We start from the raw sequence: 19,404 nt of genomic DNA on the forward strand, positions 1-19,404 counted from the left end.
CCTCACCTCGCGCCCGGGCCGGCGAGCGAGGACTTGCGGCTCGCCACGACGTGGTCCACCAGGCCGTACTCCAGCGCCTGCGCCGCATCGAGCACCGTGTCCCGCTCGATGTCCCGGCCCACCTGGCTTCGGGACCTGCCGGTGTGCCGCGCGAGCAACTCCTCCAACTGCCCCCGCATGCGCACCATCTCCCCGGCCCGGATCTCCAGATCGGTGGGCTGCCCCTGCGCGGGCTCGGGCAGCGCAGGCTGATCCAGCACCACCCGCGACCCCGGCAGCATCATCCGCTTCCCCGGCGCCCCCGCGGCGAGCAGCACCGCGGCGACCGACGCGGTCTGCCCCAGGCAGGTCGTCGACACGTCGCAACTGACGTACTGCAGCGTGTCGTAGATCGCCGTCATCGCGCTGAAGGAGCCCCCGGGGGAGTTGATGTACAGCGAGATGTCCCGGTCCGGTGCGGCGTGCTCGAGGTACATGAACTGCGCCATCACGTCGTTCGCGGACGTGTCGTCGATCGGGGTGCCGAGAAAGACGATTCGTTCTTCGAGCAGCTTCGCGTACGGGTCGAGCGTGCGCTGCCCCGAAGCCGTGCGCTCCGTGAACTCCGGCAGGACGTAGCGGCCCGAGGGCGGGCCGAAGGGACGGGTCATGGTGCTCGCGCCTCCTGTGCTCGTGCGACCGACGGCTCCGGCTGCGGGAGGCCGCCTCTGCCAAAAATGTACAGGACGTACATGACGTACGATGGCGAGCATGGCCTACGAGATTCCGGTGACGCAAGCCAGGGCTGAGCTCGCCGACTTGATCAACCGTGTGGTGTACGGCGGGGAGCGCGTCGTCGTCACCCGCCACGGCAAGCCGCTCGTCGCCCTGGTCTCCGCCGCTGACCTGGAGCGACTCCAGGCGCTCGGCGACCCGGCCGGCGACTCCGCGGACGAGCCGGTGATCAGCTCCGTCTCCCGCGTCGGCTCCCTGCCGTCCGCTCCGGGCGAACGCCAGCGGTTCGGCATCGCCGCCGAACACCGCGGCCCCGAGGTCCGCTAGCCCCTGGCTCAACTCCCGCACGCCACGCGCAAAATGACCGTGCACCCCCGTCCGCTACAGCGGGGGTGCACGGTCGGTCCGTGTGCGCGGCCGGTCAGCCCGCGGGTATCGGTGCCCGCTCCGGAGTGACCTCCTGGACCGCGGGCGTCGCCGCCCGCCGCCCGCGCAGGGCCCCGAGCAGGACGGCCGTGAGCCCGAGCGCGGCCCACACGGCGAGCGTCAGCGCGGGCCCCGAGGCCCGGGCCCCGTCGAAGTAGGAGACCGAGCGCAGCAGCGAGCCCCCGGCGCCCGGAGGCAGCAACTGGCCCAGGAATCCGACCGGTTCGGGCAGCAGCTGCGGCGCCGACGTCACCCCGGAGAACGGATTGCCGAGCAGCACCATCAACAACGCCCCGACCCCGATGCCCGCCGGTCCGATCAGCGCCGCGAGCCCGGCCACCGTCGCCCCGACCGCGAGCGACGACAGGCCCAACACCCCGGCCTCCGCCCACCAGTTGCCCGTCAGCACCCCGAGCCAGCTGTGCGCCAGCGCGGCCGCCACGGCGCCGACCGCGGCCGTCGCCGCCAGCAGGGCGAGCACGGCCCGCACGCCGCGCAGCCGCAGCAGCGTCACGAGCGCGCCGCCGGCGACCCCCGCGATGGCCAGGGGCAGCATGCTCGAACTCAGCACGGAACCACGGGGATCCGCGGCCGGCGCCGGCACCACGTCGACCGTCGTCACCTTCGCCCCCGCCGGCGCCTGCGCCGTCACGGCCTGCTGCAACAATTGCGCCACGACCGGACTCGCCGCCGACGCCGTCAACAGCTTCGGCCCGCCCGGCGACGCCACCACCGCCCCGTATACGACCCGTCCCTCGATCGCGGCACGCGCCGCCGCCTCGTCGGCGTACCGGTGCACGTCGAACGCTCCCTCCTTCGCGCCCAGTTGACGCGCGACGGGAGCCGCGGCCGCGGCGGGACCCGCGACACCGACCGGCAGATCACGCGGCGCCGTCCGCGCCGCGGGCCATGCGAACGCCCACAGGGCAAGGGTCGCGAGCAACGGCACGATCAGGATGACGGCGACCATGGTGCGAAAGTGCGCCGGTCGGGGGGAGGGCGAGTCCATGGGAATCTCCAGCGGCGTGATCAATGGCGAAGGATCGTTCGTTTTACGCGAAGACCCCACCATCGTGGTGGCGCGCCTTCTTGTCAAGAATGAATGTTCGTTTTACGTTGGCAAGCATGGCCCGCGTATCCCAAGAGCACCTCGACGCCCGCCGCCGCCAGATCCTGGACGGCGCCGCGCTCTGCTTCGCCCGCAACGGTTTCCACGCCACCTCCATGCAGGACGTTCTGAAGGAGGTGGACCTCTCGGCCGGCGCGGTCTACCGCTACTTCCGCGGCAAGGACGAGCTGATCCACGCCATCGTCACGGAGGTCCTCGACGACATCCGGTCCTCGTTCGAGGCGGCCGGGCAGCAGTCGCCGCCCCCGCCGCCGTACGAACTCGTCGGGACGGTGCTCGCCGAGGTGCTGCGCGAGCGGCCCGGGCTCCAGGTCGGTGACGTGTCCTACTTCCCGCGCCTGATGGTGCAGGTGTGGACCGAGACCCTGCGCAACGCCGAGCTCGCCACCGTGCTCCGCGAGGGCTTCGTGAAGGTCAGGGCGGCCTGGGTCAAGATCGTCGAGGGGTATCAGGAGGCGGGGATGATGCGCGCCGACGCGGATCCGGACGCCGTCGCGCGCACGATGATCGCCGCGGCCCAGGGGTTCGCCGCGCAGCAGGCGCTCTTCGGGGAGATGCCGATCGAGACGCTGCAGATCGGCCTGCGTGGCCTGATGAGTATGGGCGAGGTCAGCTGACGGCAATGGCGCGGTCAAGTCACGGTTAACCTCGTTGAAACTCCGCCCAACTAGCCTGCGGCGCACGTCACCAGGGGTTTTTGTATCCGGGGTGCGCACGATCATGCGCATTTCTTGTGTGTTACATCTATACCCGTCGCGGTGGCCGCGGCAGCCGGGCCCCGCACGGTCCGGAGCGAAGGACTGTGAGGTGGGACGCGTGCAACTGACCCCGCACGAGCAGGAGAGACTGCTCATCCATGTGGCCGCCGACGTGGCCGAGAAGCGGCGTGCCCGGGGTCTGAGGCTCAATCACCCCGAGGCGATCGCCCTGATCACCTCGCACGTCCTCGAAGGCGCGCGCGACGGCCGCACCGTCGCCGAACTCATGTCCTCCGGGCGCAAGTTGCTCACCCGTGACGACGTCATGGAGGGCATCCCCGAGATGATCCACGACGTCCAGGTCGAGGCGACCTTCCCGGACGGCACCAAGCTCGTCACCGTCCACGAGCCGATCGTCTGACGGGGGAGAGGGCCATGATTCCCGGAGAGATCCTCTTCGCCGACGAGCCGGTCGAGTTCAACGCCGGCCGCGACGTCATACGCATGACGGTCCTGAACGCCGCGGACCGTCCCATCCAGATCGGCTCCCACTACCACTTCGCCGAGGCCAACCCCGGTCTCGACCTCGACCGTGCCGCGGCCCGCGGCCGACGGCTGAACATCGCCGCCGGAACGGCCGTTCGTTTTGAACCCGGCATCCCCGTCGACGTCGAACTCGTCCCCCTCGCGGGCGACCGTGTCGTCACCGGCCTGCGCGGCGAGACCGGAGGTGCCCTCGATGCCTGAGCTGTCCCGCGCCGCCTACGCCGATCTGTTCGGCCCCACCACCGGCGACCGCATCCGCCTCGCCGACACCGATCTGTTCGTCGAGATCGAGGAGGACCGCTCGGGCGGCCCCGGCCTCTCCGGCGACGAGTCCGTCTTCGGCGGCGGCAAGGTCATCCGCGAATCCATGGGCCAGTCACGTGCCACCCGCGCGGAAGGCACCCCCGACACCGTCATCACCGGCGCCGTGATCATCGACCACTGGGGCATCGTCAAGGCCGACATCGGCATCCGCGACGGCCGGATCACCGCCATCGGCAAGTCCGGGAACCCGGACACCATGGACGGCGTCCACCCCGACCTCGTCATCGGCCCCGAGACCGAGATCCTCGCGGGCAACGGCAAGTTCCTCACCGCGGGCGGCATCGACACCCACATCCACTTCATCTCGCCGACCATCGTCGACGAGGCCCTCGCCTCCGGCGTCACCACCCTCGTCGGCGGCGGCACCGGACCCGCGGAGGGCACCAAGGCGACCACCATCACCCCCGGCTCCTGGCACCTCGCCCGGATGTTCGCGGCGATGGAGAACAGCCCCGTCAACCTCGGATTCCTCGGCAAGGGCAACACCATGTCGAAGGAGTCCATGCGTGACCAACTGCGCGCGGGCGTCTGCGGATTCAAGATCCACGAGGACTGGGGCGCGACCCCGGCCGTGATCTCCGCCTGCCTCGACGTGTGCGAGGAGTCGGGGGCCCAACTGGCCGTCCACTCCGACACGTTGAACGAAGCCGGCTTCGTCCAGGACACCTTCGACGCCGTCGGCGGCCGCACCCTGCACGCCTTCCACGTCGAGGGCGCGGGCGGCGGACACGCACCCGACATGATCACCGCCGTGCAGCTGCCCAACATGCTGCCGAGCTCCACCAACCCGACCCGGCCGCACACCGTCAACACCGTCGAGGAACACCTCGACATGCTGATGGTCTGCCACCACCTCAATGCCGCGGTCCCCGAGGACCTCGCCTTCGCCGAGTCCCGCATCCGGCCCACCACCATCGCCGCCGAGGACATCCTGCACGACATGGGCGCCATCTCGATCATGTCGTCGGACTCGCAGGCCATGGGCCGCATCGGCGAGGTCATCATGCGCACGTGGCAGACCGCGCACGTGATGAAGCGCCGCCGCGGGTTCCTGTCCGGCGACCTGCGCGCCGACAACCAGCGCGCCCGCCGCTACGTCGCCAAGTACACGATCAACCCGGCGATCGCCCAGGGCATCGAGCACGAGGTCGGCTCCGTCGAGACCGGCAAGCTCGCCGACCTGGTCCTGTGGGACCCGAAGTTCTTCGGAGTGAAGCCGCAGGTCGTCATCAAGGGCGGGCAGATCGCGTACGCGCAGATGGGCGACGCGAACGCCTCCATCCCGACCCCGCAGCCCGTGATGCCACGCCCCATGTTCGGCGCGTACGGCAAGGCGCCCGCGGCCAACTCCTTCAACTTCACCAGCGAATGGGCCATCGAGGACGGGCTCCCGGAGCGCCTCGGCCTTGGACGAACGTTCGTTCCGATCCGCTCGACCCGAGGCCGCGGCAAGTCCGACATGGTCAACAACGACGTGCTGCCACGCGTCGAGGTCGCCCCGGATTCGTTCGCCGTGACCATCGACGGCGAACTCGTCGAACCCGCACCCGCCGCCGAACTGCCGCTCGCCCAGCGGTACTTCCTGTTCTGAGCCGCGGAGTGAGTACGTCATGACGCGCGCAGCCCTGCTCGTCCTGGCCGACGGCCGCTTCCCCGCCGGAGGGCACGCCCACTCCGGCGGGGCGGAGGCCGCGGTCAAGGCGGGCCGCATCACCGCGGCCGCGGACCTGGAGGAGTTCTGTCGCGGCCGTCTGCACACCAGCGGCCTCGTGTCCGCCGCCCTGGCCGCCGCCGCGGCGCTCGGTGTCGACCCCGTCGCCCTGGACGCGGCGGCCGATGCCCGTACGCCGTCGGCCGCACTGCGCGTGGCCGCGCGCAAGCTCGGCAGACAGCTGATGCGGGCCGCCCGCACCACCTGGCCGCACCCCGAACTCGACGCACTGGCGCGGGAGTTCCCCAAGGGCGCGCATCAGCCGGTGGTGCTCGGCCTCGCCGCCCGCGCCGCCGGGCTCGGGCCCGAGGACGCCGCGTACTGCTCCGCGTACGAAGGCGTCAGTGGGCCCGCGACCGCGGTCGTGCGGCTGCTGAGCCTCGACCCGTTCGACGCGACCGGCGTGCTGGCGCGCCTCGCGCCCGAGGTCGATCTCGTCGTGCGGGACGCGGTCGACGCCGCGCGAGCTGCCGTCGACCTCGGGGTCGACGCCCTGCCCGCCCGGTCCGCGCCGCTGCTGGAAATCAGCGCGGAGGTCCACGCCGCCTGGCCCGTGCGGCTGTTCGCGTCGTAGCGGAGACCCGCCCCGCCGCCCCTTCCCGCCCCGAAGCCGGGGCTGTGCCCCCGGACCCCCATCGGCCTGAAGCCTGAACGGTCTCGTCCTCTCACGCCGGACGGGCCGAAAGCAGAACGCAGAACGCAGAACGCAGAACCAGGACAAACCTCGGGCCGATCTCATTTTGGAGCCGTGATCACCATGCAGATGCACCTCGACCACTCCCACGACGGACCCGCCGCCGTCTCCGCCGACGCCCACCGGCCCGACGGCACGCGCCGCGCCCTGCGCATCGGGCTCGGCGGGCCCGTCGGGTCCGGGAAGACCGCGACCGTCGCCGCACTGTGCCGCGCGCTGCGCGACCAGCTCTCCCTCGCCGTCGTCACCAACGACATCTACACCCGCGAGGACGCCGAGTTCCTGCTGCGCGAAGCCGTCCTGCCGCCCGAGCGGATCACCGCCGTGGAGACCGGCGCCTGCCCGCACACCGCGATCCGCGACGACATCTCCGCCAACCTGGAGGCGGTCGAGGACCTGGAGGACGAGGTCGGCCCGCTCGACCTGATCCTCGTCGAGTCCGGCGGCGACAACCTCACCGCCACCTTCTCCAAGGGCCTCGTCGACGCCCAGGTCTTCGTCATCGACGTGGCGGGCGGCGACGACATCCCGCGCAAGGGCGGCCCCGGCGTCACCACCGCCGACCTGCTCGTGATCAACAAGACCGACCTCGCGCCGTACGTCGGCTCCGACCTCGCCCGGATGGCCGCCGACGCCAAGGAGTCCCGGGCCGAACTCCCCGTCGTCCTGCAGTCGCTGCGCTCCGAGGCCGGCGTCACCGAGGTCGCGACCTGGGTGCGTGCCCAGCTCGCCGCATGGACGGCGTGACCGTGACGCTGCCCGCCGGGGAAGCGCGAGCGGGCGTTCGTTCCACCGCCAGGGTCGTCGCGCGCGACGACGGCCGCGGCGGGACCGCCCTGCCCGTCCTGGAGAGCGAGGGTTCGTTCGCCCTGCGCCGCACCCGCGGCGCCACCCCCGCCGAAGCGCGCGTCCTGCTCGTCGGCGCCATGAGCGGCCCCCTCGGCGGTGACCACTTCACCGTCGAGGCCCACGCCGAACGGGGCGCCCAACTGCACCTGGGCTCCGTCGCGGCCACGCTCGCCCTGCCCGGACAGGCCAAGGGCGAGGCCCGCTACGACGTGCGCCTCACCGTCGCCGACGGGGCGCAATTGGACTGGCTTCCCGAGCAGTTGATCTCGGCGGGCGGCAGCGACCTGCGCGTCACCACCCGGGCCGACCTCGCCCCGGGCGCCCGCCTGGTGCTGCGCGAGGAACAGGTCCTCGGCCGGGTCGGCGAGGAGCCGGGCCGCCTCACCAGCCGGCTGACCGTGTACCGCGCCGGCCGGCCGCTCCTCGACCAGGAGCTCGCCTGCGGCCCGGGCGCGCCGGGTGGCTGGGACGGTCCCGCGATCCTGGCCGGACACCGCGCTCTGGGCCAACTCGTGGTAGTACGCCCGGAGTTCGAGACGGATCGGCCGTCCGCCACCGTGCTCGACGCGGACGGGACGGCCGCGCTCACCCCTCTCGCGGGCCCCGCCGTCCTGGTCACCGCCGTCGCCCCCGACGCCCTGCGACTGCGCCGTGTCCTCGATGCGGCACTGGGCCGAATGGCCTGACCGCTCACCGGTACGAAGTATCCCGTTTATCGGATTGGTAAAGAACGTCTGTCATCTCTGTTGTCAGGGACCCCCCACGCGACAGGATCCGCGTACCGATCGACTACACGATCGACGTAATGCTCGAATCGACGTGCGGGAGGCCCCACTTGAGACGGACTCGACAGACGAGTCGTGGCAGCCGGAAGGTGGTGATCGGCTCCGCGGGCGCGTTCGCCGCGGCGGCGCTGATAGCGGGAGCGGTCGCCGCCCCGTCCGCCAACGCCGACGCCCGCCACCACGGCAGCAGCACCCAGGACCGTGAGGCGAAGGGTGCCGCCATCGCCGCGGCCAAGGCGGCGAAGCAGGGCATCGACTGGAAGGACTGCCCCGCCGACTGGGGCTTCGCCAAGCCCATCCAGTGCGGCTGGGTCACCGTGCCCCTCGACTACGCGAAGCCGTACGGCAAGCAGATCAAGCTCGCCGTCGACCGCATCGGCAGCACCGGTACGGCCGACGAGCGCCAGGGCGCGCTCGTTTACAACCCGGGCGGTCCCGGCGGCTCCGGCATGCGTTTCCCGACGCGTGTGACCAACAAGAACCCGCTGTGGACGAAGACTTCGAAGGCGTACGACTTCGTCGGCTTCGACCCGCGCGGCGTCGGCCACTCCGCGCCGATCTCCTGCATCGACCCGCAGGAGTACGTCAAGGCGCCCAAGGCCGACCCGGTCCCCGACACCGAGGCGGACAAGCTCGCCCAGCGCAAGCTCGCCAAGGAGTACGCGGACGGCTGCTACGAGCGCAGCGGCGAGATGCTGCCGCAGATGACGACGCCGAACACCGCGCGCGACCTCGACGTCATCCGCGCCGCCCTCGGCGAGAAGAAGCTCAACTACCTGGGCGTCTCCTACGGCACCTACCTGGGCGCCGTCTACGGCACGCTCTTCCCGGGCCACGTCCGCCGCATGATCGTGGACAGTGTCGTCAACCCGGCGAAGGACAACATCTGGTACCAGGCCAACCTGAACCAGGACATCGCCTTCGAGGGCCGCTGGAACGACTGGGAGGACTGGGTCGCCAAGAACGACGCGACCTTCCACCTCGGCGACACGCGCGCCAAGGTGCAGGAGCAGTGGCTCAAGCTCCGGGCCACCGCGAAGAAGAACCCCATCGGCGGCCTCGTCGGTCCCGCCGAGCTGATCTCCTTCTTCCAGAGCGCGCCGTACTACGACTCCTCGTGGGTGCCGGTCGCCCAGGTGTTCAGCAAGTACGTCGCCGGTGACACGCAGGCGCTCGTCGACGCCGCCGCCCCCGACATGTCGGACACCGCGGGCAACGCGTCCTCGGAGAACGGCAACGCGGTGTACACCGCGGTCGAGTGCGCCGACGCCAAGTGGCCCACCAGCTGGAAGAAGTGGGACCGCGACAACACCGAGCTCAACAAGCAGTACCCGTTCATGACGTGGGCCAACGCGTGGATGAACCTGCCGTGCGCCACGTGGAAGACCAAGCAGCAGAACCCGATCGACGTGAAGACCGGCAAGGGCCTGCCGTCGGTCCTCATCGTCCAGTCGACCCGGGACGCCGCCACCCCGTACGAGGGCGCCGTCGAGCTGCACAAGCGCTTCAAGGGCTCCCGCCTGATCACCGAGAAGGACGCGGGCTCCCACGGTGTCACCGGTCTGACCAACCCCTGCATCAACGACCGTGTCGACACCTACCTGCTCACCGGCAAGACCGACAGCAAGGACGTGACGTGCACCCCGCACGCCACCCCCAAGCCGTAGCAACTGCCTGAGCACGGACAGCCGGTCCGGCCCCCGCCGCCGATGCGAGGGCCGGACCTCTGCTGTTCAGCGCCGGCTCGCCAGCCAGGCGTCCTCGCCCGCGTAGTCGAACAGGCCGAGGGTGTACGACTGCACCATCTTCGGGAAGTCGTCCACCCAGTCCTGCTCACGCAGCCGCCGCGTGAGCCACGCCACGGTCTCCGGGAGCGCCTCGGCGTACGTGGTCACCGGCTTGTACCCGAGATCCCGCTCCGCCGCGGTCATGTCCAGGACGACCGGGTTCGGCATCGACCACGGGGTGTCGCCGACGTTCGGCGCCGGCGGGGGACCGTCGACGCGCACCGTCTCGGTCTCGACGCCCATCAGGTCGTCGATCATCGCGCCGATGTCGGCAACGGTGGGCGCACTCGGGTCCGCCCCGTTCAAGATCCGCGAGCCGGGCCGTGCCGCGGCGAGCCGCACCAGCTCCGCGAGATTGCGGGTGCTCACCGGATGGAAGCGGGTCTCCCCGTTGTACGCCAGTACGCGCGTACGCCGCCCGTCCAGGTTCCGCTTCACGAAGTACAGCTCACGGGGGGTGCGGCAGTGCGGCCCGTACACCGCCGCCGCCCTGATCACGGTCGTCGGCAGCCGCTCGCCGAGCCCCAGCAGGTCCTGCTCCAGCTGAACCTTCCGTGCCCCGTACCCCGTGTCGCCCGGCGCCACCAACCGCTGCGTCTCCGGGATCGGGACGGGATAGAGCGGCATCCCGTCGGGTTCGCCCTGCGTGGCGAACCCGCGCCCCTGCCCGTCCTCGTAGACGGCACCGCTGCTGAGGACGACCGCCGCGCCGATGCGATCGGCCAGGTCCGCCAGCTGCTGCCCGTGGCGCCGCTCGAACGCCACCAGGTCCACGACCACGTCGACACCGTCGCCGACCAGCTCCGCGAGCGCCGCGTCGTCGTCCCGGTCGAGCCGCACCGACCGCACCTCGTCCGGCCAGGTCCCGTCCCGGCCACCGCCGCGCGAGGCGGCCGTCACCGACCAGCCGTCGTCCGCGAGGGCCCGCACCGCGGGTCGTCCGATCTGTCCTGCCGCACCGATCACCAGAGCTGTCTTCATGCGGGGACCGTAAGCCGGTCGGCTCCGCGCCGACCAGCGGATTCTGCCCAGCGCAGAGCGGCTCAGCTCAGCGGCATCCGCGGGAACTTCCGCGCCTTTGCCTCCTCGGCCTCTGCCTTCACGAGCGCCGCGTACTTGTCCACGTACTCCTGACCGGACAGCTCGAGGATCGCGTACATGATCTCGTCGGTGACCGCCCGCAGGATCGCCTTCTCGCCGTCCATCCCCGCGTACCGCGAGAACTCCATCGGCGGGCCGAACCGGATCGTCACCCGCCGCATGTTCGGGATCTTCTGGCCGGGCGGCTGCGCCTCGAACGTGCCGATCATCGCGCACGGGACCACCGGCACCTGCGCCTTCAGCGCCATCGCGGCGACCCCGACCTTGCCCTTGTAGAGCCGCCCGTCGTGCGAACGCGTGCCCTCCGGATAGATGCCGAGCAGCTCACCGCGGCGCAGCACCCCGAGCCCCTCACGGATCGCGGCCTGCCCCGCCTCCTTGCCCGAGCGGTCCACCGGGATCTGCCCCGCACTGCGGAAGAACGTCGCGGTCAGCCGCCCCCGGATGCCGGGCCCCGTGAAGTACTCGGCCTTCGCCAGGAACGTGATCCGCCGCTTGATGATCGCCGGCATCAGGAAGTGGTCGGAGAACGACAAGTGGTTGCCCGCGACGATCGCCGCACCGGATTCCGGGATGTGCTCCAGACCCTCGATCCGTGGCCGGAACATCAGACGCAGCAGCGGCCCGAGGATCACGTACTTGAGCAGTCGGTAGAACATGCCGTTCGCCTTCCCCCCTGAAGCGCGTGGAGCCCGTGAACCGCATCAACAGCACGAATGCGATCGTTGCGCACAGTAGTCAATCGGCGGCCCGCGCGCGAGAGCCCGATCGGGCCTTGTCCACCGCCCGCGCGGCGCGTCCCCTTGGCACCGGCGGCCACGAAAGGTGCCCTGTTGCCACCCCGACGTCCAGCCCCCGGAGGCTTTCCGTATGCGTTCGTCCTACGTCGTCGCCGCCGCACTCCTGTCCCTCGCCGCGGCCGCACCGGCCCACGCCGCGACCGCGCCGACCCCGGAACGCGGCCTGTTCCTCACGGTCTCCGGCGACGAGAACACCTGGATCCGCGGCCTGCTCCTGCGCTGCGCGCCCGAGCCGTGGGGGCACCATCCGTACGCGGCCGAGGCCTGCGCGGCACTCGACGCGGCGCACGGCGACCTCGACGAGGTCACGGGCCGACCGCGCGTGTGCACCAAGGAGTTCAACCCGGTCACCGTCAGCGCGACCGGCACCCACCGGGGCCGGATGATCGCCTGGCACAAGACGTATCCCAACGCCTGCACCATGGACGCGGCGATGGGATACGTCTTCCGCTTCTGAGGGCTTTGCGCTCGGCATTGCGCTGCGGGGGGACGGGTCAGGTGCTGCGCGAGGCCACCATCGCGACCGTGATCAGGCCGAGCACGACCCAGCCGAACCACAGCCAGCCGTTGCTGCCGAGCGCCACCGTGTAGGCGGTCACGGCCACCAGGCCGCCCACGGTGAACACGCCCATGGTCTTCGTGGATCCGGGCATCGCACACCCTCCTCCTCGCAGGAAGGCCATAGTCACCCAGACAGGGGCGGTGGCGCTACCGTCCGCGCGCGTTCAAGGAAGCCAGGTAGGCGTTGTACGCCTCCAGCTCCTTGTCGCCGTCCCGGTCCGCGGCGCGGTCCTTGCGGCGCGCCTGCCGGTCCTCCGACTTCTTCCACTGGAAGAGCAGGGCGAGCAGCACGAGCACCGACGGCACCTCGCTGAACGCCCACGCGATGCCGCCCGCCGCGACCTGGTCGGACATCGGGTCGAGCCCGAGCGAGGCCGGCGGGTTGTCGAACGTACCGACCATCGTCGTGCTCGCCATCATCAGCGCGATGCCGAAGAACGCGTGGAACGGCATCCCCGCGAACAGCTCCAGCATCCGCATCACGTAGCCGGGGCGGTGCGGCCCCGGGTCCACGCCCATGATCGGCCAGAAGAACACCACGCCCACCGCGAGGAAGTGCACCATCATCCCGATGTGGCCGACCTTCGACCCCATCAGGAAGTCGAACAGCGGCGTGAAGTAGAGCGCGTACAGGCTCGCGATGAACAGCGGGATCGTGAACGCCGGGTGCGTGATGATCCGCATGTAGCGGCTGTGCAGCAGCATCAGGAGCAGCTCGCGCGGCCCCTTCTTGCCGCGCTGCGCGGACACCGGCAGCGCCCGCAGGGCCAGCGTGATCGGCGCACCCATGAGCAGCAGGATCGGCGACAGCATGCTGATGACCATGTGCTGCACCATGTGCACGCTGAACATGACCATGCCGTAGTCGTTCAGCCTGGTGCACATCACCAGGCCGATGGTGAGCACGCCCACGACGAACGAGACGGTCCGCCCCACCGGCCAGGAGTCGCCGCGCCGCACGAGCCGGACGACACCCCACCCGTAGAGGGCCAGTGCCAGGAGGCAGCCGACGAGGAAGAAGGGGTCGGCCGACCATTCCAGGCCGCGCCCCAGCGTGAACGGCGGCAGGTCCATGTCCATGCCGTGCCCGCTGTGATCCATCCGCCGGCTCCTGTTGCTCGTTTCGTACGGATTGTGCGCCACCAGACTAGAACTGCCCCCGGCCGGGACTTCGGCCGGGGGCAGCTCTCTTTAAAGACCAACTAAAGCGCAGTGGCGAGCGGGCGATCGGAGTGGAGTCAGAGCACGCACTCCGCTTCCGCGTACCGCTCGTCGGGCACCGTCTTCAGCGTCTCGACGGCCTCGGCGAGCGACACCATCACGATGTCGGTGCCGCGCAGGGCGGTCATCTTGCCGAACTCGCCCCGATGCACGGCTTCCACGGCGTGCCAGCCGAACCGCGTCGCCAGTACGCGGTCGTACGCGGTGGGGGTGCCGCCGCGCTGCACATGGCCGAGGATCACGGGACGCGCCTCCTTGCCCAGGCGCTGCTCCAGCTCCAGGGAGAGCTGGCGCGCGATCCCGGCGAAGCGCTCGTGGCCGTAGACGTCCTTGCCGCCCTCGTCGAACTCCATCGACCCCGGGCGGGGCTTGGCGCCCTCGGCGGCGACGACGATCGCGAACTTCTTGCCCGCCTCGAACCGTTCGCCGACCTTCTTGGCCAGCTCGTCGATGTCGAACGGCCGCTCCGGCACGACCACCGCGTGCGCGCCCGCGGCCATGCCGGAGTGCAGCGCGATCCAGCCGGTGTGCCGCCCCATGACCTCGACGATCAGCACGCGCTGGTGCGACTCGGCGGTCGTCTTCAGCCGGTCGAGGGCCTCGGTGGCGACGCCGACGGCGGTGTCGAAGCCGAACGTCACGTCGGTCACGGCGATGTCGTTGTCGATCGTCTTCGGTACGCCGACGATCGGGAGCCCGTTGTCGGACAGCAGGCGGGCCGCCTTGAGCGTGCCCTCGCCGCCGATCGGGATGATCGCGTCAAGGCCGAGGTCCGCGACGTGTCCCCTGGCCCGCTCGACGCCGTCCCGCAGATGTGCGGGCTGCACCCGGGAGGAGCCGAGGATGGTGCCGCCACGGGCGAGGATGCCGCCGACCGCGTCCAGGTCCAGCTTGCGGTAGTCGCACTCGAGCAGGCCCTTCCACCCGTCGTGGAAGCCGATGACCTCGTCGCCGTGGTCGACGACGGCACGGTGCACGACCGAACGGATCACGGCGTTCAGACCGGGACAGTCACCGCCTGAGGTGAGGACACCAATACGCATAAGCCCGAGATACCTTTGCAAACGTGGGCCGATGGCCGGACTGCATCGTCCGGCTGGATTTCCCGTACCTTATCGGCGCCCCGGGGGCCGTCCGTAAGGGCCGTCCGCCAGGTGGACATGCCCGCTCATATGGGCGCGGGGGCGCCCCGAAGGGGGCGCCGAACCACCGCAAAAGGACCTCTGGTCGAGCAGCGTGGAACCAGCGTCGGTGCTAGGCCGGCTGCGCGGTCGCGGCAGCGATCCGCTCGTTGCGCAGGGCCTCGTACCACTGGTCGTCCACCGGAGGCAGCGCGTTCACGTCGAGCGCCAGCTTCAGCAGCAGATCGGCGATCAGCGGGTTGCGCGCCAGGACGGGCCCGTGCATGTACGTGCCGAACACGGTGTCGTTGAAGGCACCTTCGGTGCCGTCCCCCGTGCCGTTGCCCTTGCCGATGCGGGTGCGGGCGAAGGGCCGCGCGGACGGGCCGAGGTGCGTGATGCCCTGGTGGTTCTCGAACCCGGTCAGCGGCGGGAGCCCCAACTGCGGGTCGATGTCGCCCAGTACGTCACCGACGCACCGCTCGCCCTCGCCACGCGTGGAGACCACGTCGAGCAGGCCGAGGCCGGGCTCGCGCTCGCCGAGGTCGTTGATGAACTCGTGGCCGAGGATCTGGTACCCGGCGCACACGGAGAACACGATCGCGCCGTTGCCGACCGCGCGCTGCAGGCCGCCGTCGCGGCGCAGCCGCTCGGCCGCGAGGCGCTGCGGCCGGTCCTCGCCACCGCCGATCAGATAGATGTCGCCGGAGGTGGGCACCGGCTGGTCGCTGCGTACGTCGTAACGCTCGACCTGGAGGCGGCGCTGGCGCGCGCGGCGCTCCACCACGAGGGCGTTGCCCTGGTCTCCGTAGGTGCTCAGCAGGTCGGGGTAGACCCACACGAGACGCAGGCTGTTGTCGCTCATGCTCATGATCCTTATGCGTTTCTCGTCGGGATCGGGTCAGTTGCCGACGCGGCGGCGGACGTCCTGGAACGCGGTGTAGTTGGCGATCAGCTCGATCCGGCCGGGCGGCGACATCTGCACCGCCTCGTCGAGCGTCTCGCAGACGCGGAACTGCAGACCCGCGACCTCCAGGCGGACCGCGAGGTCGAGCTTGCGGTCGCCGATGACGCAGATCGGGTGCCCGGCGAGCCGGGTGTAGTCGACGTCCCACAGCCAGGAGGTGTCGGTGCCGTCCGCGCCCCGCGCGTTCACCGAAAGGATCACCGGGGTCGGCGGCGGGTCGATGAGAGTGAACGTTTCGAGCCAGCCCGCGGGGTTCTTCGCGAGCAGCAGGCGCAGGTCCCTGTTCTGGAACTGCACCACGTCGTAGCGCCCGGCCACGGCCTGCACCTGGTACATGCGCTCCAGGGCGACCTGCGGCGGCACGCCGAAGACGGCGGCGACGGCGGCGGACGTCGTCGCGTTCGCCTTGTTCGCACGGCCCGGCAGCTGGAGGTGGATCGGCCAGGCGGAGCCGTGCGGATCCAGCACGTAGTCACCCTGCAGCGCCCAGCTCGCGGTGGGCCGGCGGAATCCGCACTCCCCGCAGAACCAGTCGTCGCCGGGGCGCTGCATCACGCCACCGCACGCGGGGCACGACCAGGCGTCGTCCTTCCACTCCTGCCCCGCGGCGACCCACACCACGTTCGGCGAGGAGGAGGCGGCCCACACGACCAGCGGGTCGTCCGCGTTGGCGATCACGACGGCCTTGGAACCGGCCAGGCCCTCGCGCCACTTCTCGGCGAGCATGCGGGTCTCGGCCGCGCGGTCGAGCTGGTCGCGCGAGAGGTTGAGCAGCGCGATCGCCTTCGGGTCCACGTCGCGCGCGACACCGGCCAGGTACTTCTCGTCGACCTCGATGACGCCGAACTTCGACTCCGAGCCGCCGGCCAGGGCCGAGGTGATGCCCGCCGGCATGTTCGCGCCCAGCGCGTTCGAGACGACCGGGCCCGCGGCGCGCAGCGCCTCGGCGATCAGTCGCGTGGTCGTCGTCTTGCCGTTCGTGGCCGAGACGAGCACCACGTCCAGGTGCGTGGCGAGCCGTCCGAGCAGCTCGGGGTCGAGCTTGAGCGCGACCTTGCCGCCGATCACCGATCCGCTGCCGCGGCCCGCCGCCCGCGACACCGCGGCCGCGGCCTTGCCCGCCGTCACGGCCAGCTTGGCCCGCGGAGTCATCGACTCCGAGTTGCCTGCCATCTTCCTGGGTCCTCCTTGCGTACGGCGCCGCGCCTGCCCGGGCATCGCTTTCCGGCCTCAGCCTATCGAGAGACTCCGACAAGCCCGAACTGCGGCACCACCAGCGGATCGGGGTGCTCATCGGACCGTACCCTTACGGCCATGCGACACGGCTCGATCCCGGGCGCCTCCGGGCGCGTACGACCCCTGACCCTGCTCGGTGATCCCGTGCTGCACCAACCGTGCGCGGACGTCACGGACTTCGGTCCCGTGCTCGCGCGCCTGGTGGAGGACATGTTCGCCACCATGTACGCGGCCCAGGGCGTGGGCCTCGCGGCGAACCAGGTCGGGGAGTCCCTGCGGGTCTTCGTCTACGACTGCGAGGACGACGACGATGTGCGGCACGTCGGCCACGTCGTCAACCCGCGCCTGGTGGAGGCCGACGGCGTCGTGATCCGCGGCCCCGAGGGCTGTCTGTCGCTGCCCGGCCTGGAAGCGGGCACGCCGCGCTTCGACCACGCGCGCGTGGAGGGCTTCGACGTGGCGGGCGACCCGGTGGTGATTCATGGCACAGGGTGGTTCGCCCGCTGCCTGCAGCACGAGTGCGACCACCTGGAGGGCCGCACGTACACGGACCGGGTCACCGGCTGGCGGCGGCGCCGGGTGCTGCGCCAGGCGGCGCGGGCCTCCTGGGCGCGGACGGCGGCACTGTAGGGCGCGGTACGCCCCGTGAGCGCGCCGGTCTCAGAACCCGGGGCCGCCGACCTTGTCGCCCGCGGCGGCGAGCCGGCCCCAGAGCAGATCGGCGAGGCTCTGCACCAACTCGGCCCGGGTGCACGGCCGTTCGCCGAGCCACCAGTCACCTGCGGCGTGCATCATGCCGACGATGCCGTGGCCCCAGACGCGGGCGAGCTGCTGGCTGCCGGGTCCGAGGTCCACCCGCTCCTCGATCACCTCGGCGAGGTCCTCGCCCATCCGCCGCAGCAGCGGGGCGGAGTGCCGGCCCACGTCGAATCCGGTGTCGCCGGGGGAGCCCTCCGCCGGATGCATCAGGAAGCGGTAGACCTGAGGCCTGGCCTCGATCGCCGCCAGGTAGGTGTCCAGCGTCGACTCCACGCGCTCACGGCGCTCCGCGGGGGCGTCCAGCGCCGCCCGCAGCGAGGCGAGCAGGGCGTCCGTGTGGCGCGTGGCGAGGGCCGCGTACAGGCCGCCCTTGTCGCCGAAGTGCCGGTACAGGATCGGCTTGGTGATCCCGGCCTCGGCCGCGATCGCGTTCATCGACGCACCGGGGCCGTCGCGGAGCACCACACGGTCCGCGGCCTCGAGCAGCTCGCGCCGTCGACGCTCGGCGGCGGACTGCTGCTCCGCGCGCTGATCGGTCCGCTGTGTGGTCACCATGAGGTTTCTCCCCGCCCGTGCGATTGCTTGACGCACGCGAAAGGTAACACTCGGCGTCTCCGCGGTATCGAACGCGTACTCGGAGGTTGACACGGGCTACTGGCCAGTAACAGACTCTCGTTACCGCAAGTAACATATGCAGTGCACGCAGCCCTGGAGGGGTCATGGCCGAGTTCACGATGGATCTCAACGACGAGCAGAAGGAAGTCCGTGACTGGCTGCACGGCTTCGCCGCCGATGTGATCCGCCCCGCGGCCGCCGAGTGGGACGAGCGCGAGGAGACCCCCTGGCCCGTCATCCAGGAAGCGGCCAAGCTCGGAATCTACTCCCTCGACTTCTACGCGCAGCAATTCTTCGACCCGACCGGGCTCGGCATCCCGATGGCGATGGAGGAGCTGTTCTGGGGCGACGCGGGCATCGCGCTGTCGATCGTGGGCACGGGTCTTGCCGCCGTCGGCGTCCTCGCCAACGGCACCGAGGAGCAGATCGGCACCTGGATCCCGCAGATGTACGGCGACGTGAACGACGTGAAGGTGGCTGCCTTCTGTTCCTCGGAGCCGGACGCGGGGTCCGACGTCGCCTCCATGCGTACCCGCGCCGTCTACGACGAGGCCAAGGACGAGTGGGTCCTCAACGGCACCAAGACGTGGGCGACGAACGGCGGCATCGCCAACGTCCACGTAGTGGTCGCTTCCATCGACCCCGAGCTCGGCTCCAAGGGGCACGCCTCCTTCATCGTTCCGCCGAACACGCCGGGCCTGTCCCAAGGGCAGAAGTTCAAGAAGCACGGCATCCGCGCCTCGCACACCGCCGAGGTCGTCCTGGAGAACGTCCGCGTCCCCGGCTCCTGCCTGCTCGGCGGCAAGGACAAGCTCGACGAGCGCATCGCCCGCGCGCGTGAGAAGGCCGCAAAGGGCGGCGAGCGCGTGAAGAACGCCGCGATGGCCACCTTCGAGGCCTCGCGTCCGGCCGTCGGCGCCATGGCCGTGGGCACCGCGCGTGCCGCGTACGAAGAGGCGCTGGAGTACGCCAAGACCCGCGAGCAGTTCGGCCGCCCGATCATCGACAACCAGGGTGTGGCCTTCCAACTGGCCGACATGCGCACCCAGATCGACGCCGCGCGTCTTTTGGTGTGGCGTGCCTCCTGGATGGGGACCACGGGCAAGAAGTTCGAGAACGCCGAGGGCTCCATGTCGAAGCTGTTCGCGAGCGAGACCGCCAAGAAGGTCACCGCCCAGGCGATCCAGATCCTCGGCGGCAACGGCTTCACACGCGAGTACCCCGTCGAGCGCATGCACCGTGACGCCGCGATCTACACGATCTTCGAGGGCACGAGCGAGATCCAGCGCCTGGTGATCGCCCGCACCCTGTCCGGGATGCCGATCCGCTAGGGCGCGGCCGCGTGGACTCAGCAGCCGCC

The 19,404-nt window shown here is 70.8% G+C and carries 22 protein-coding genes; 12 read left to right on the forward strand and 10 right to left on the reverse strand.

The annotated features are described in order from the left end of the window. Positions 1-2: 2 nt before the first annotated feature. A complete protein-coding gene (locus ACIBUY_RS32895; protein ID WP_399154550.1) occupies positions 3-650 on the reverse strand; it encodes an ATP-dependent Clp protease proteolytic subunit in 648 nt (215 codons plus the stop codon). 100 nt (positions 651-750) lie between these two features. On the opposite strand from ACIBUY_RS32895, the gene ACIBUY_RS32900 reads away from it, so the two are divergent. Continuing rightward, positions 751-1,041: a type II toxin-antitoxin system Phd/YefM family antitoxin gene (locus ACIBUY_RS32900; RefSeq protein WP_365572648.1), complete on the forward strand. Its 291-nt coding sequence runs from the start codon at positions 751-753 to the stop codon at positions 1,039-1,041. A 94-nt stretch (positions 1,042-1,135) separates the two neighbouring features. Here the strand turns inward: ACIBUY_RS32900 and ACIBUY_RS32905 are convergent, their stop codons facing one another. After that, entirely contained in the window at positions 1,136-2,110 is a 975-nt protein-coding gene (locus ACIBUY_RS32905; RefSeq protein ID WP_399154551.1) for an ABC transporter permease, read from the reverse strand. 155 nt (positions 2,111-2,265) lie between these two features. Between ACIBUY_RS32905 and ACIBUY_RS32910 the strand changes: the two genes are divergently transcribed. The 8 genes from ACIBUY_RS32910 (at position 2,266) to ACIBUY_RS32945 (ending at position 9,543) form a co-directional block, all read left to right on the forward strand. Beyond that, entirely contained in the window at positions 2,266-2,886 is a 621-nt protein-coding gene (locus ACIBUY_RS32910; protein ID WP_365572642.1) for a TetR/AcrR family transcriptional regulator, read from the forward strand. Positions 2,887-3,085: 199 nt separating this feature from the next. Next, a complete protein-coding gene (locus ACIBUY_RS32915) occupies positions 3,086-3,388 on the forward strand; it encodes an urease subunit gamma (protein ID WP_365572671.1) in 303 nt (100 codons plus the stop codon). A gap of 14 nt (positions 3,389-3,402) precedes the next feature. Continuing rightward, positions 3,403-3,714, forward strand: coding sequence for an urease subunit beta (locus ACIBUY_RS32920; protein ID WP_365572639.1), 312 nt, complete (start codon positions 3,403-3,405; stop codon positions 3,712-3,714). Further along, complete coding sequence (locus ACIBUY_RS32925) at positions 3,707-5,428, forward strand: urease subunit alpha (protein ID WP_365572636.1); 1,722 nt, start codon at positions 3,707-3,709, stop codon at positions 5,426-5,428. The genes ACIBUY_RS32920 and ACIBUY_RS32925 overlap by 8 nt, the downstream gene beginning before the upstream one ends. Positions 5,429-5,447: 19 nt before the next feature. Then, on the forward strand, positions 5,448-6,122 hold the full coding sequence (locus ACIBUY_RS32930; protein WP_365572634.1) for an urease accessory UreF family protein: 675 nt from the start codon (positions 5,448-5,450) through the stop codon (positions 6,120-6,122). Positions 6,123-6,311: 189 nt separating this feature from the next. Next, positions 6,312-6,989 (forward strand): urease accessory protein UreG, encoded by a 678-nt coding sequence (gene ureG / locus ACIBUY_RS32935; protein WP_365572668.1) that lies wholly within the window; start codon positions 6,312-6,314, stop codon positions 6,987-6,989. Then, positions 6,977-7,777, forward strand: a complete 801-nt coding sequence (locus tag ACIBUY_RS32940) for an urease accessory protein UreD (protein ID WP_365572631.1) — start codon at positions 6,977-6,979, stop codon at positions 7,775-7,777. The genes ureG and ACIBUY_RS32940 overlap by 13 nt, the downstream gene beginning before the upstream one ends. A gap of 149 nt (positions 7,778-7,926) precedes the next feature. Further along, positions 7,927-9,543, forward strand: a complete 1,617-nt coding sequence (locus ACIBUY_RS32945; protein ID WP_399154552.1) for an alpha/beta hydrolase — start codon at positions 7,927-7,929, stop codon at positions 9,541-9,543. A 66-nt stretch (positions 9,544-9,609) separates the two neighbouring features. On the opposite strand, the gene ACIBUY_RS32950 is transcribed toward ACIBUY_RS32945, so the two are convergent. Next, complete coding sequence (locus ACIBUY_RS32950) at positions 9,610-10,644, reverse strand: NAD-dependent epimerase/dehydratase family protein (protein ID WP_399154553.1); 1,035 nt, start codon at positions 10,642-10,644, stop codon at positions 9,610-9,612. Between the two features lie 62 nt (positions 10,645-10,706). Further along, entirely contained in the window at positions 10,707-11,423 is a 717-nt protein-coding gene (locus ACIBUY_RS32955) for a lysophospholipid acyltransferase family protein (protein WP_365572625.1), read from the reverse strand. A 211-nt stretch (positions 11,424-11,634) separates the two neighbouring features. Between ACIBUY_RS32955 and ACIBUY_RS32960 the strand changes: the two genes are divergently transcribed. After that, a complete protein-coding gene (locus ACIBUY_RS32960) occupies positions 11,635-12,021 on the forward strand; it encodes an SSI family serine proteinase inhibitor (protein ID WP_365572622.1) in 387 nt (128 codons plus the stop codon). A gap of 37 nt (positions 12,022-12,058) precedes the next feature. On the opposite strand, the gene ACIBUY_RS32965 is transcribed toward ACIBUY_RS32960, so the two are convergent. The 5 genes from ACIBUY_RS32965 to ACIBUY_RS32985 form a co-directional block, all read right to left on the reverse strand. After that, a complete protein-coding gene (locus ACIBUY_RS32965) occupies positions 12,059-12,217 on the reverse strand; it encodes a hypothetical protein (RefSeq protein WP_365572619.1) in 159 nt (52 codons plus the stop codon). Between the two features lie 55 nt (positions 12,218-12,272). Beyond that, a complete protein-coding gene (locus tag ACIBUY_RS32970; RefSeq protein ID WP_399154554.1) occupies positions 12,273-13,226 on the reverse strand; it encodes a cytochrome c oxidase assembly protein in 954 nt (317 codons plus the stop codon). Between the two features lie 137 nt (positions 13,227-13,363). Then, positions 13,364-14,389 carry a 6-phosphofructokinase gene (locus tag ACIBUY_RS32975; RefSeq protein ID WP_365572613.1) on the reverse strand — a complete coding sequence of 342 codons (1,026 nt, stop codon included), beginning with the start codon at positions 14,387-14,389 and terminating at the stop codon, positions 13,364-13,366. Between the two features lie 211 nt (positions 14,390-14,600). Beyond that, entirely contained in the window at positions 14,601-15,332 is a 732-nt protein-coding gene (locus ACIBUY_RS32980; RefSeq protein ID WP_365572610.1) for a glutamine amidotransferase, read from the reverse strand. Between the two features lie 36 nt (positions 15,333-15,368). Further along, positions 15,369-16,607: a MurT ligase domain-containing protein gene (locus tag ACIBUY_RS32985; protein ID WP_365572607.1), complete on the reverse strand. Its 1,239-nt coding sequence runs from the start codon at positions 16,605-16,607 to the stop codon at positions 15,369-15,371. A 141-nt stretch (positions 16,608-16,748) separates the two neighbouring features. Between ACIBUY_RS32985 and def the strand changes: the two genes are divergently transcribed. Beyond that, the gene (def, locus tag ACIBUY_RS32990; RefSeq protein ID WP_365572604.1) at positions 16,749-17,300 is read left to right on the forward strand and encodes a peptide deformylase; all 552 of its coding nucleotides are present in this window, start codon (positions 16,749-16,751) and stop codon (positions 17,298-17,300) included. A gap of 30 nt (positions 17,301-17,330) precedes the next feature. Here def and ACIBUY_RS32995 read toward each other — a convergent pair whose 3' ends face one another. Continuing rightward, a complete protein-coding gene (locus ACIBUY_RS32995; RefSeq protein WP_365572601.1) occupies positions 17,331-17,984 on the reverse strand; it encodes a TetR family transcriptional regulator in 654 nt (217 codons plus the stop codon). 164 nt (positions 17,985-18,148) lie between these two features. On the opposite strand from ACIBUY_RS32995, the gene ACIBUY_RS33000 reads away from it, so the two are divergent. Next, positions 18,149-19,375: an acyl-CoA dehydrogenase family protein gene (locus ACIBUY_RS33000; protein WP_365572598.1), complete on the forward strand. Its 1,227-nt coding sequence runs from the start codon at positions 18,149-18,151 to the stop codon at positions 19,373-19,375. Positions 19,376-19,404 lie beyond the last annotated feature (29 nt).

Origin of the sequence: Streptomyces sp. NPDC050085 (genome assembly GCF_044460595.1) — a bacterium.
Classification (GTDB): domain Bacteria; phylum Actinomycetota; class Actinomycetes; order Streptomycetales; family Streptomycetaceae; genus Streptomyces.

What these genes read in the sequence shown, in the direction of transcription:
- ACIBUY_RS32895 (WP_399154550.1), bottom strand. Translation starts at nt 650, where the DNA reads ATGACCCGTCCCTTCGGCCCGCCCTCGGGCCGCTACGTCCTGCCGGAG.
- ACIBUY_RS32900 (WP_365572648.1), top strand. Translation starts at nt 751, where the DNA reads ATGGCCTACGAGATTCCGGTGACGCAAGCCAGGGCTGAGCTCGCCGAC.
- ACIBUY_RS32905 (WP_399154551.1), bottom strand. Translation starts at nt 2,110, where the DNA reads ATGGTCGCCGTCATCCTGATCGTGCCGTTGCTCGCGACCCTTGCCCTG.
- ACIBUY_RS32910 (WP_365572642.1), top strand. Translation starts at nt 2,266, where the DNA reads ATGGCCCGCGTATCCCAAGAGCACCTCGACGCCCGCCGCCGCCAGATC.
- ACIBUY_RS32920 (WP_365572639.1), top strand. Translation starts at nt 3,403, where the DNA reads ATGATTCCCGGAGAGATCCTCTTCGCCGACGAGCCGGTCGAGTTCAAC.
- ACIBUY_RS32925 (WP_365572636.1), top strand. Translation starts at nt 3,707, where the DNA reads ATGCCTGAGCTGTCCCGCGCCGCCTACGCCGATCTGTTCGGCCCCACC.
- ACIBUY_RS32930 (WP_365572634.1), top strand. Translation starts at nt 5,448, where the DNA reads ATGACGCGCGCAGCCCTGCTCGTCCTGGCCGACGGCCGCTTCCCCGCC.
- ureG (WP_365572668.1), top strand. Translation starts at nt 6,312, where the DNA reads ATGCACCTCGACCACTCCCACGACGGACCCGCCGCCGTCTCCGCCGAC.
- ACIBUY_RS32940 (WP_365572631.1), top strand. Translation starts at nt 6,977, where the DNA reads ATGGACGGCGTGACCGTGACGCTGCCCGCCGGGGAAGCGCGAGCGGGC.
- ACIBUY_RS32950 (WP_399154553.1), bottom strand. Translation starts at nt 10,644, where the DNA reads ATGAAGACAGCTCTGGTGATCGGTGCGGCAGGACAGATCGGACGACCC.
- ACIBUY_RS32955 (WP_365572625.1), bottom strand. Translation starts at nt 11,423, where the DNA reads ATGTTCTACCGACTGCTCAAGTACGTGATCCTCGGGCCGCTGCTGCGT.
- ACIBUY_RS32960 (WP_365572622.1), top strand. Translation starts at nt 11,635, where the DNA reads ATGCGTTCGTCCTACGTCGTCGCCGCCGCACTCCTGTCCCTCGCCGCG.
- ACIBUY_RS32965 (WP_365572619.1), bottom strand. Translation starts at nt 12,217, where the DNA reads ATGCCCGGATCCACGAAGACCATGGGCGTGTTCACCGTGGGCGGCCTG.
- ACIBUY_RS32970 (WP_399154554.1), bottom strand. Translation starts at nt 13,226, where the DNA reads ATGGATCACAGCGGGCACGGCATGGACATGGACCTGCCGCCGTTCACG.
- ACIBUY_RS32975 (WP_365572613.1), bottom strand. Translation starts at nt 14,389, where the DNA reads ATGCGTATTGGTGTCCTCACCTCAGGCGGTGACTGTCCCGGTCTGAAC.
- ACIBUY_RS32980 (WP_365572610.1), bottom strand. Translation starts at nt 15,332, where the DNA reads ATGAGCGACAACAGCCTGCGTCTCGTGTGGGTCTACCCCGACCTGCTG.
- ACIBUY_RS32985 (WP_365572607.1), bottom strand. Translation starts at nt 16,607, where the DNA reads ATGGCAGGCAACTCGGAGTCGATGACTCCGCGGGCCAAGCTGGCCGTG.
- def (WP_365572604.1), top strand. Translation starts at nt 16,749, where the DNA reads ATGCGACACGGCTCGATCCCGGGCGCCTCCGGGCGCGTACGACCCCTG.
- ACIBUY_RS32995 (WP_365572601.1), bottom strand. Translation starts at nt 17,984, where the DNA reads ATGGTGACCACACAGCGGACCGATCAGCGCGCGGAGCAGCAGTCCGCC.
- ACIBUY_RS33000 (WP_365572598.1), top strand. Translation starts at nt 18,149, where the DNA reads ATGGCCGAGTTCACGATGGATCTCAACGACGAGCAGAAGGAAGTCCGT.